The organism is Stieleria neptunia (genome assembly GCF_007754155.1).
Classification (GTDB): Bacteria; Planctomycetota; Planctomycetia; order Pirellulales; family Pirellulaceae; genus Stieleria; species Stieleria neptunia.
In genome coordinates, this window is sequence record NZ_CP037423.1 from 4,625,373 (window position 1) to 4,637,163 (window position 11,791).

Annotated in this window: 7 protein-coding genes; 4 read left to right on the forward strand and 3 right to left on the reverse strand. The window is 58.7% G+C overall.

Features of this window, described 5'->3' with window-relative positions:
* The first annotated feature begins 228 nt into the window (after positions 1-228).
* Positions 229-1,191 carry an IS110 family RNA-guided transposase gene (locus Enr13x_RS16105; protein WP_145387735.1) on the forward strand — a complete coding sequence of 321 codons (963 nt, stop codon included), beginning with the start codon at positions 229-231 and terminating at the stop codon, positions 1,189-1,191.
* A gap of 916 nt (positions 1,192-2,107) precedes the next feature.
* On the forward strand, positions 2,108-3,070 hold the full coding sequence (locus Enr13x_RS16110; RefSeq protein ID WP_145387735.1) for an IS110 family RNA-guided transposase: 963 nt from the start codon (positions 2,108-2,110) through the stop codon (positions 3,068-3,070).
* A 456-nt stretch (positions 3,071-3,526) separates the two neighbouring features.
* Here Enr13x_RS16110 and Enr13x_RS16115 read toward each other — a convergent pair whose 3' ends face one another.
* Together Enr13x_RS16115 and Enr13x_RS16120 are read right to left on the reverse strand one after the other, a co-directional pair.
* A complete protein-coding gene (locus Enr13x_RS16115; protein ID WP_231744331.1) occupies positions 3,527-3,820 on the reverse strand; it encodes a hypothetical protein in 294 nt (97 codons plus the stop codon).
* Between the two features lie 336 nt (positions 3,821-4,156).
* A complete protein-coding gene (locus tag Enr13x_RS16120; RefSeq protein ID WP_231744332.1) occupies positions 4,157-6,331 on the reverse strand; it encodes a sigma 54-interacting transcriptional regulator in 2,175 nt (724 codons plus the stop codon).
* Positions 6,332-6,538: 207 nt separating this feature from the next.
* Here Enr13x_RS16120 and Enr13x_RS16125 point away from each other — a divergent pair, with 207 nt between their 5' ends.
* Positions 6,539-7,888, forward strand: coding sequence for a DUF1598 domain-containing protein (locus Enr13x_RS16125; RefSeq protein ID WP_145387739.1), 1,350 nt, complete (start codon positions 6,539-6,541; stop codon positions 7,886-7,888).
* Positions 7,889-7,938: 50 nt separating this feature from the next.
* Here Enr13x_RS16125 and recG read toward each other — a convergent pair whose 3' ends face one another.
* Positions 7,939-10,110 (reverse strand): ATP-dependent DNA helicase RecG, encoded by a 2,172-nt coding sequence (gene recG, locus Enr13x_RS16130; protein WP_145387740.1) that lies wholly within the window; start codon positions 10,108-10,110, stop codon positions 7,939-7,941.
* A 219-nt stretch (positions 10,111-10,329) separates the two neighbouring features.
* Here recG and Enr13x_RS16135 point away from each other — a divergent pair, with 219 nt between their 5' ends.
* Positions 10,330-11,493, forward strand: a complete 1,164-nt coding sequence (locus Enr13x_RS16135; protein WP_145387742.1) for a transposase — start codon at positions 10,330-10,332, stop codon at positions 11,491-11,493.
* The last annotated feature ends 298 nt before the right edge of the window (positions 11,494-11,791 follow it).

Here is an 11,791-nt window from a genome sequence, read left to right on the forward strand (position 1 = left end):
TCGTGGTTCACGATTGAATTCGTTTTCAAGCTGGGTTTACGAGTGAGCCATGATTCGAAAAGTGCCTGCCGGTTTGCTGCCGGCAGGCACGCGGACTCGGTAGATCGTTGTGGGTAGACACTCGATGTCGTGTGCCATCTAGATCGCCGGTCCGTTTCGTTCAAAACCCGAACAGCCGAAGGAGCCACCGACAAGCGTGAGCTCGCACTACTATCCAGGGATCAAGCGATGACCACAGTTTACAAAAGATTTATTGGAGTTGATGTTGCAAGCCGCAAACTCGATCTCTTCGATTCGGTATCAACCGAACATCAAATGATCGACAACACACCCGAAGCAATCAACGCGTGGATGAAACACCTTCGTCGCAAGCGTGTCAAGACGATCGTGGTGATGGAAGCCACCGGAGGCTACGAAAGTAATCTGGTGGACGCTTTGCACGAAGCTGACATCGACTGTAGCGTGTGCAACCCCGCGCAGGTGCGATCGTTCGCCAAAGGAATTGGACTGATTGAAAAGAACGATCCGATCGACGCCAGAATGATCGCCCGTTTTGGTGAAGTCGTCACGCCAAAGTTGCGTGAAAAACCTTCTCCCGAAGAACGCAAGCTCAAAGCACTCGTGCATCGACGAGATCAAGTACTCTCGCAACAGTCGGCCGAACGGAACCGCCTTGCCCAAGCCCGTGACGAGGAAGTACGTGAAGTGATCCAGGAAGCGTTGGACTTCTATAAGCGACAAATCGTAGGGATTGAGAAAAAAATTGCCTCGGTGATCGATGCCAGCGGCCCCATGTCAGAGCGATCAGCGCTGCTCTCTTCGTGCCCCGGTGTCGGCACCGCAACGGTCGCGATGTTTCTGGCCGAGCTCCCCGAACTCGGCTCGCTTAACCGCGGCCAAATCGCCAAGCTCGTTGGCGTCGCACCGATCGTCCGTGATAGCGGCCAAAAGGAGGGCAAGCGTAGCACGTTTGCAGGTCGCTCCCTGGTCCGCAAAGTGCTTTACATGGCCGCGTTGGTTGCCACGCGACACAACTCGATCATGAAAGCGTTCTACCAACGCCTGCTGGCCAAAGGCAAGCCGCCGAAGGTGGCGATCGTAGCGGTGATGCGAAAGCTCTTGGTAACGCTGAACGTCATGGTACGCGAAGGAACGCCTTGGCGTGAACCCACTCTCGATCCTGCGGCCTAGCCCTCGGGGCACCATTGACATCGATCCGACCTGGCAAAGTCCCACATGCATACGCGTCGCATCGGACGGCACTCACCCCCCTTCCTAGAACACGATGTTTGATGAGCCCCTTTCGCGTCGCCGTCACCTTGGCCTGCGCCAGCAGATGAGGCCGAGGTGACGGCGATGCGGAATGGGGCGGCCCATTTCGTTGAGTCCCGAACGAGCGTCTCGCGCCCATCACCAACACCCTGAGCTGAATCTCATCAACCAGAGCCAAAGATGTAAAACCAAGAAAAATTCTCGGCGAGCCATCACTCGCCATTGACAGGAACTAAGACAGCCGATGGCACCAAGAATAGTGGGTGGCACCAATCGATGCGGCAATGCGGCTACTGTTTTGCTAGCGAGCACGATCCCGCCTGCACGCCCGTGTTTGGTGGGTGGCACCAATCGGCTCGGCTGAGTTTGGTGGGTGGCACCAATCGATGCGGCACTAGCGAGCCCGGTCCCGCCTGCACGGATGAGTTTGGTGGGTGGCACCAATCGATGCGTGCCAATCGATGCGTGGGTGGCACCAATCGATGCGGCAATGCGGCTACTGTTTTGCTAGCGAGCACGATCCCGCCTGCACGCCCGTGTTTGGTGGGTGGCACCAATCGGCTCGGCTGAGTTTGGTGGGTAGTGTCTTGGAAACGGCGGCTCGACCTCGTGGTTCACGATTGAATTCGTTTTCAAGCTGGGTTTACGAGTGAGCCATGATTCGAAAAGTGCCTGCCGGTTTGCTGCCGGCAGGCACGCGGACTCGGTAGATCGTTGTGGGTAGACACTCGATGTCGTGTGCCATCTAGATCGCCGGTCCGTTTCGTTCAAAACCCGAACAGCCGAAGGAGCCACCGACAAGCGTGAGCTCGCACTACTATCCAGGGATCAAGCGATGACCACAGTTTACAAAAGATTTATTGGAGTTGATGTTGCAAGCCGCAAACTCGATCTCTTCGATTCGGTATCAACCGAACATCAAATGATCGACAACACACCCGAAGCAATCAACGCGTGGATGAAACACCTTCGTCGCAAGCGTGTCAAGACGATCGTGGTGATGGAAGCCACCGGAGGCTACGAAAGTAATCTGGTGGACGCTTTGCACGAAGCTGACATCGACTGTAGCGTGTGCAACCCCGCGCAGGTGCGATCGTTCGCCAAAGGAATTGGACTGATTGAAAAGAACGATCCGATCGACGCCAGAATGATCGCCCGTTTTGGTGAAGTCGTCACGCCAAAGTTGCGTGAAAAACCTTCTCCCGAAGAACGCAAGCTCAAAGCACTCGTGCATCGACGAGATCAAGTACTCTCGCAACAGTCGGCCGAACGGAACCGCCTTGCCCAAGCCCGTGACGAGGAAGTACGTGAAGTGATCCAGGAAGCGTTGGACTTCTATAAGCGACAAATCGTAGGGATTGAGAAAAAAATTGCCTCGGTGATCGATGCCAGCGGCCCCATGTCAGAGCGATCAGCGCTGCTCTCTTCGTGCCCCGGTGTCGGCACCGCAACGGTCGCGATGTTTCTGGCCGAGCTCCCCGAACTCGGCTCGCTTAACCGCGGCCAAATCGCCAAGCTCGTTGGCGTCGCACCGATCGTCCGTGATAGCGGCCAAAAGGAGGGCAAGCGTAGCACGTTTGCAGGTCGCTCCCTGGTCCGCAAAGTGCTTTACATGGCCGCGTTGGTTGCCACGCGACACAACTCGATCATGAAAGCGTTCTACCAACGCCTGCTGGCCAAAGGCAAGCCGCCGAAGGTGGCGATCGTAGCGGTGATGCGAAAGCTCTTGGTAACGCTGAACGTCATGGTACGCGAAGGAACGCCTTGGCGTGAACCCACTCTCGATCCTGCGGCCTAGCCCTCGGGGCACCATTGACATCGATCCGACCTGGCAAAGTCCCACATGCATACGCGTCGCATCGGACGGCACTCACCCCCCTTCCTAGAACACGATGTTTGATGAGCCCCTTTCGCGTCGCCGTCACCTTGGCCTGCGCCAGCAGATGAGGCCGAGGTGACGGCGATGCGGAATGGGGCGGCCCATTTCGTTGAGTCCCGAACGAGCGTCTCGCGCCCATCACCAACACCCTGAGCTGAATCTCATCAACCAGAGCCAAAGATGTAAAACCAAGAAAAATTCTCGGCGAGCCATCACTCGCCATTGACAGGAACTAAGACAGCCGATGGCACCAATCGATGCGGCACTAGCGAGCCCGGTCCCGCCTGCACGGATGAGTTTGGTGGGTGGCACCAATCGATGCGTGCCAATCGATGCGTGGGTGGCACCAATCGATGCGGCAATGCTTCACCATCTTTAGTGCCACCGCTCTATTGTTTTGCTAGCGAGCCCGGTCCCGCCTGCACGGCTGAGTTTGGCGGGTGGCACCAATCGATGCTTTCCAATCGATGCTTTCCAATCGATGCTTTCCAATCGATGCTTTCCAATCGATGCTTTCCAATCGATGCTTTCCAATCGATGCTTTCCAATCGATGCTTTCCAATCGATGCTTTCCAATCGATGCTTTCCAATCGATGCTTTCCAATCGATGCTTTCCAATCGATGGGTGGTGGGTGGCACCAATCGATGCGGCACCAATCGATGCGGCAATGCGGCTACTGTTTTGCTAGCGAGCACGATCCCGCCTGCACGCCTGTTTTTGGTGGGTGGCACCAATCGATGATTTCGTGGGTGGCACCAATCGATGCGGCACCAATCGATGCGGCAATGCGGCTACTGTTTTGCTAGCGAGCACGATCCCGCCTGCACGCCTGTTTTTGGTGGGTGGCACCAATCGATGATTTCGTGGGTGGCACAATTCGATATCTGGTTTTGCTAGCGGCTCAGAATGGTGGGTGGCACCAATCGATGGCACCAATCGATGCGGCACCTAGATACAGCTTGTCAATCTGCAAAGACAGGCTGGAAGCCTATCCCACTGGGTAGCTACGATTCACGATCGAACTTCTTTAGCTTTCTGTCCAGGGTGCTGCGTTCGATGCCCAAGATTGACGCCGCGCGACTTTTGTTGCCATCGGTATGACGGAGCACGCGTTCGATGTGCGATCGTTCTAACTCGGCCAGCGAAATCTCGACCGGACTGGACGCAGCGATCGACTCGGCGTCGCCCGTGCCGGCCGACATGGCCGGCGTCAGCAACAGGTGTTCGGCATCGATCGTCACTCCGGAGTTGAGAACCACCGCGCGTTCAATCACGTTGCGGAGTTCGCGGATGTTTCCGGGCCAGCGATAATCCAACAGCATCCGTTTGGCCGCGTCGCTGATCGTCGTGATCCGCCGGCCCATCTGCTGGTTGAACTGTGCCAAAAAATGTTCGGCCAGCAACAGGATGTCGCTGCCACGCTTGCGTAGCGGCGGCACGACCATCTCGACGACGTGCAATCGGTAGAACAGGTCTTGGCGAAATTTACCTTCGGCGACCATCGATTGAAGATCGCGATTGGTTGCCGCGACCACACGCACGTCGACTTTGATCGGACTTTGCCCGCCGACGCGTTCAAACGGATGGCCTTCGAGCACGCGTAGAAACTTGGCTTGAATCTCCGCATCCATCTCGCCGATTTCGTCCAGCATCAGCGTGCCTCCGTCGGCCGCTTCGAACTTGCCCAGCTTGCGATCGGTCGCGCCGGTGAAGGCACCTTTCTCGTGTCCGAACAACTCGCTTTCCAGCAGTGACGGCGACAGGGCGGCGCAATTCATGCAGACCAGCGGCGCCGAGGCGCGTCCGCTGGCGTGGTGGATCGCCGAGGCGACCAGTTCTTTGCCGACACCGGATTCGCCGCGGACCAAGACCGTCGCGTGAGTGGGGGCGACCATGGTGATCTTTTCGATGATGTCGCGGACCGCGTCGCTCTGCCCCACGATTTGCACTTTTCCGCCGATCTGCTTTTGCAGTGTTTTGATTTGGCGTTGGGACCGGCGGAGCGAGCGATCGAGTTTTCCTCGGACGCGTAGGTTGCGCAGCGATTCGGCCAGAATCTCGGCCACGGCCAGCACAAATTCCAGATCAGGCGCCGACAACACCGCGTCTTTGTCCGTCGTCAGCAAGTGCAGCATGCCCAACAGTTTGTCTTCGCGATCTCGGACGGGGGCCAGGATCATGCTGACCGCGTCGATCTCGCCTTGGCTGTTTTCGGTCGCCAACGTTCGGTCGCCGGAAACGTTTCTGGCCAAGATCGCTTGACCGTCTGGACCGATCACGCTGGCGATCGCGGTGTCGGCCGGACGCCGATAGCTGCTCGATCCCGGCGCCGCATCATTGGAATGACGTGTGGCGACCAAGGTCAGCATCGATGGGTCTGGGCCCGATCGAGGGTTGGCTTGCAGGTCGGTGGTTTGCTGGTCTTGCGGCGGACGGTTTGGGGCCCGGCGGCGCGATGCGGATTCGACGACGAATGCACCGGCGCTTCGAAACGGGATCGATGCGGCCAGACGGTCCAGGACCATGTCGATCGCCTGGGCAGCGGTTTCCGCACCGGCCAGATCGAACGCCAGTTGCAGCAGTGTTGCGCGGGCCTGTTCCGTCTGCACCAGCGTTCCGGGCGAGTCGGTGGTCAGTGGATCACGGTGCAAGTATTCGCTTTTGGCGCGACGATCGGTGATCGACGCAGCCTCCATCGCCAGGGTCAGGTGATCTTCGGTCGCCCCGGCGGGTCGGGGCGAGGCGACGGGGCCCTCGGCGGACTGAATCTGGTGAACGAACTGCAGCGAGAAGCCGGCGATTTCAATTTTGTCGCCGTCGGACAGGGCCGTCGGAGCCTGGATCCGTCGGCCGGAGAGAAACGTGCCGTTGCGGCTGCCCAGATCCTCGATCATCCAGCCTTCCGCAGTTGACCAGACCCGGGCGTGCTGGCGGCTCGCCTTTTCGCTGCGGATCGCGATGTCGTTGGCACTGGAGCGTCCGAGGATGACTTGTCCGGGGGCGGAGAGTCGGAAAACATCGCTCCATCGCCCCGCCGACTGGATCACCAGGTAACCGCCATCGATGCCACCCACGGGGGTGCTCCATTGGCCGTTTGAGGTGGAAACCCCCTTCAGCGGCAGGCGGTTGGGGCCGGAATCGTCGTCGTGGGGCGGCAAGGTGAGGCTGCTGTCGCTCAAAGTGCTGGAATTCGCTCGAAGTGGCCGGATGAGATTGGATGCCGAATAGTTTATCAGATCGTCGGGTCGAACTTGCCACTGGAATGGGCGGCAACTATTCTCTTATGCAGTCTAGGCCGCCTCCCAACCGACTTTTCCGCCGTAAGATCACGCTTCGTTGCGACTTGCAGGCGTCTAAAATCCAATTCCATTCGGAGTAACTTTTCGATGAAACTGAGCCAAGCTCGATTCATGATCGCGATTGCGATGAGCTGTCTCGTTGCAGTCGCCTCGCTGACCAAAGCAGGAAACTTCGGCGGTGGCGGCAATAACGTGGGTGGCGTTGCGATCGATCCAGCCGGCGTGGTTCGTTCGGCGACGGTCGAGGAAAACCAACAACTGCTCAACCTGCTTCGCAACGTCGTCACGGCCCCGGCGGGTGAGTTGGCGGCTGCGACCGATCTGCGACTCGTGTCGCTGTCGGGTTTGCAAGACGCGATCATCGAGGTTCGTAAAACGGGCGCGAGACTTCCCTCAGAGATCCGCTATTTGGCCGGCTTGACCGGCGTCGATTATGTGCTGGTCGACAAGGAAAACAACGACTTGATCCTGGCGGGACCGGCCGAACCCTGGACCCTGTCCGAAACCGGCAGCGTCGTCGGCACGGAAACCGGCGCCGCGATTCTTCAGCTGGAAGACCTGGTCGTCGCACTTCGCAATGTCGAAAACTCACGAGCCCAAGGCATCAGCTGTTCGATCGAACCGACGGCCGAAGGCCGGCAACGTTTGAACGCGTTTCTCGGTCGCATGAAACTCCGGCCCGGACAAAATCCCTCCGTCCTGGAAGCAGGGATGAAGCAGGCATTCGGTCCGCAGATGATCAAGTTGAACGGCATTCCCGCGACCAGCCGCTACGCCGCCATCCTTGTCGCCGCGGATTATCAAATGAAACGGCTGGCGATGGCGATCGAAGATTCACCCGTCAAAGGTCTTCCCAGCTATCTGCAACTCGCCCGTAACACGTCTCATGCCGGCAGCATGAACCCTCGCTGGTGGATGGAATGCGAGTACGACAGCTTGACGCGCAACGAAGAAGGCACGGTCTGGAAATTGACCGGTCAAGGAATCCGGACGATGACTGAACAAGATGCGATCGCCGCCGACGGCACGGCAACCGGTGCCGGAAAGTCCGACAAGCTGGCGGAGAAATGGGCCACATCGATGACCGAACGCTTTGAGCAGCTGGCCAAAGAAATGCCGGTCTTCGGAGACCTGCAAAACTTGATGGATCTGACGGTTGCTTCGACGCTGATCGTGCAGGAACAACTTGAAAATCGCGCGGGACTGGAGCTGGTCGTGTTCCGCGATCAGGAAATGCTGGAGATGCCGATGTTGGATGCTCCTCAAACCATCGCTCCGGAGTGCAGCTTCATCAAGGGACGCAGCGGCTGGGTCGTTACGGCTTCGGGTGGCGTCAGCATCAATGCCTTCCAGATTGTTCATGACCAGCAAGTCGACACCTCGCTGACTAACCAGATCGCCTCCTCTCGGACCAGCACTTGGTGGTGGAACAAGTAGGGCCTGCAGTGCATGCCTCCCGTCACGCACAGCGTGACCTACGGTGTCGGCTACGCCACGTCGCCCAGGTCCAATCGTTTGCCGTAGCGGCGCATCAATTGTTTCTTGAGCGCGTCCCATTTGGGATCCGACAATTCGGGATCTTCGTCGATCGTCTGCTGCGCGATTTCGCGGGCGACATGCAGGATGTCGATGTCGTTCATGAGATCGGCAATCCGCAGCGGGGGCATGCCGCTTTGACGGGCCCCAAACACGTCGCCGGGGCCGCGCAGTTTGAAATCGGCTTCGGCAAGTTCAAAACCGTCGCTGGTGCTTTCCAGCACCTTCAGTCGCTCGAATTCTTCGGGCGGTTGTTCGCCGTCGGTGAACAGGCAGACGTGACCGGCGTGTGAACCGCGCGAGACCCGCCCGCGGAGTTGGTGAAGTTGAGCTAATCCGAATCGCTGGGCTCCCAGGATGGTCATCACGGTTGCGTTGGGCACATCGATTCCGACTTCGATCACCGTTGTGCTGACTAACACATCCGTCTCGCCGTCGGCAAAGGCCTCCATCACCGCGCGCTTCTGGTCACTGGAGAGTCGACCGTGTAGCAGACCGAGTTGATACTTCGCCAGGGTACCCGTGCGAAGGTCTTCGTAGACGGTTTCGACCGACGACACATCTTCGTCGGCAGCCGATTCCTCGGCCAGCGGATCGGCATCGTCTTGCGTCGTTGTGGCCTGGGCGCTGACGCGGGGGGCGACGATGAAGGCTTGGCGACCTTCATCGAGTTGTTTTTTGACGAAGGCCCACCAGCGGTCACGCCACTGGTCGCGACCCAAGTAAGTGTTGACGCTGCCTCGTCCGGGCGGTTTGTCGTGCAGTGTCGTCAAGTCCACATCGCCGAAGATCGTCATGGCGACCGAGCGCGGAATCGGCGTCGCACTCATCACCAGGTAATGCGGATCGACCCCGCCGCTGCGAAGTTGCACGCGCTGGCGGACGCCGAACTTGTGTTGTTCGTCGATCACGCACAGGCCCAGATTCTTGAATTCGATGCCGTACAACAGGGCTTGGGTGCCGACGAGTAGATCGAGTTCTCCGGATGCGGTTTGCTGAAGCGTTTCCCGCCGCTCCGCCGCGGTCAGCGAACCGCACAGTAGCCCGATGCGGACACGACTGTCGGCCAGCATCCGAGTCAGGGTTTGGAAATGTTGTCGGGCCAAGACTTCGGTGGGCGCCATCAAGACCGCTTGATGCGAATGGCCGACAGCCAGCATCATGGCGTAGATCGCGACGACGGTTTTACCGCTGCCCACGTCGCCTTGCAGCAATCGATTCATCGGAAACTGGCGTCCCATGTCGCGACCGACGTCTTTGATCGCGGCTTTTTGGTCGCCCGTCAATTCAAACGGAAATCGATTCGTGATCCGGGCGTCCAGGATGGCCGAGGCGGGCAGTGGCGTGGACTTCAGATCCGTGGTCAGTTTGCGGCGCCGCATCGCCAACGCGAGTTGCATGACCAGCAATTCTTGAAAGACCAAACGGGTTCGTGCGGCCGTCAGATCACTTTGATCGGCGGGCCAATGGATGCTGCGGATGGCGGTGCGAATCTCCGGCAGCGGCAGCCGAAGGTCGATTGCGGCCTCGCGCAGCGCCGTGGTCGCCTGGTCGCGAAGGTCGACCGGTAAGACTTCGGTGAGGGTTTCGCACAGAGCGTTGATTGCCGCACTGACATAGTGCCGCATCTCGTTTTGTTTGACGCCTTCGGTCAGCGGATAGATCGGCAGGATTCGCGGCTTTTTGATTTCCTCGTCGTCTTCCAGCAGCGTCACCTTGGGGTGCACAAATTCCCACCGCAATCCGTTCAGCTTCGGTTCGCCGCTGATCATCACGCGGCGGTCGAAGGTGATTTGTTCGGCGCGAAACGGCTGGTTAAAAAAGACGATGCGTACCGCACCCGAATCATTTTGCACGACGGCGCCAAAGATTGACTTTCCGGGTGTCCGAGAGACGATTTCGGCGTCCACGATCGTGCCGACCAGCGAAGCGGATTGGCCCTCACGCAGTTGGTCGACCCGGGCGGGCGGCGCGGGGAATTCGTAGCCGCGCGGGAAACAGAACAGCAGATCACCGGCCGTTCGCAGACCGATTTTGGCAAGCTTTTCGGCGCGCAACGAGCCGATCCCGGGCAAGAACTGCGCCGGCGTCCCGAGAGTCGTTTCGGTCGAATTCTCCGTCATCGACCGCCGAGTATACCGAAGCGCCCCACGCCCATGAACCTCGAACCGCCCGCCCCCTTCCCTAAATGGTGCCATCGGCCGTCTTAGTTCCTGTCAATGGCGAGTGATGGCTCGCCGAGGGCTCTCACTTCCCGATTGGTGCCACCCACCTTTAAGTTGACTCGATCTGACGACCGGGGTAGGCTCGCACCACCAGTTGATTCCGGGGAGGGATTTGTGATGGGACGTCCGCTGCGTTCGGAACAAGTTGATCGTGATGAGGTATCGATTGTGCACGCCGTCCAACGGTGTGTTCGGCGTGCTTTTTTAGCTGGGGTCGACCAGGCGACCGGCAAGGACTACGGATTCAGGCGTGAGTGGATCCGGCGTCGAATGGAAGCTCTGGCGTCTGTGTTCGGCATCGATGTGCTCTCCTACGCCGTGATGTCCAATCACATGCATCTGATCCTCCGCAATCGCCCCGACGTTGTCGGCGCGTGGACGGACCAGGAGGTCGCCATTCGGTGGCTGAAAGTCTTTCCCGGCCGTCGAATGGAAGAACATTTGGGTGAACCCACCGAAAACGAGGTTCAAATGTTGGTGTCCGATCGAGAGAGGCTTGCCGAAGTGCGTCGTCGCCTGTCGGATATCTCTTGGTTCATGCGTTCTTTGAGCGAACCGATTGCGCGGATGGCCAACCGGCAAGACGAGTGCACCGGCCGATTTTGGGAAGGCCGATTCAAGCTGCAACGGATCACCGACGAGGCCGGCTTGCTGGCATGTGCGATGTACGTGGACCTCAACCCGGTCCGTGCAGCGATGGCGGAATCGCCCGATCAGTCTGTCCACACGTCCGGCTATGATCGGATCAAAGGAGAACAAGGTCAGGAAATCGATTCGGCCGCTTTTGATCTGGTTCCGGTTACGACGGAACAGGCTGGCGAAGAACGCCGCACCACGCCGGTAGATGAACTGCGTGAAAAGAAGCGGGCAAAAGGAAAGAATCCGACCGGTAAACGCATCCGCCGCGACGGATGGCTGGCACCGTTGACGCTGGATGAGTCGACGCTTTCCAGCGACGCTCAACCGAACCAGGCCGGAGTGCGGGCGAGCGACAAGGGGTTTCTGGGGATCAGCCTGAAGGACTATGTTGAGCTTCTCCGTTGGACTGCCAAACAGAGTGAAGAAGGCGCGGGACGAGAGATACCGCCAAGTTTGCAAGGTCTGGTTTCGCGTCTCGGAATCGACTTGTCGATGTGGCGCGATTTGGTCTGGAACTTCCAGCGTTACTTTGGCAACAGTTGCTGTGCGGGCTCACCGAGCGGCATGTCGCAGTTCGCCGAGTCGAGCGGCCGCAACTGGGTTAGGGGCCACCGGAAAGTTGCCGAGTGTTTCGCGGCATAGCGCAAGTCCGTTCAGTGGCTCTTCCGCCGATGAATCGGCGACGCGACTGCCCACGGCGTGAAAAGGATTGTTGCTGCATCGCACGCCATTCGGCTTGGTTGGAAACTCGTTGAGCGGGAACCGCATTGCGGCGTGTCGCCTCAATGCTTGCGAACGTGTTAGTGTCCCCAAGATACGGCCACCTTCAAGCCGCCAACCTTTTTGGGCCGCGCTGTGAAGTATTCTGCACCGTTAAAAACGGGGTATGTGGAAACATTCCTTGTGAAAAACGCCGGAAAGGGAGCTGGCTTTTACTCGT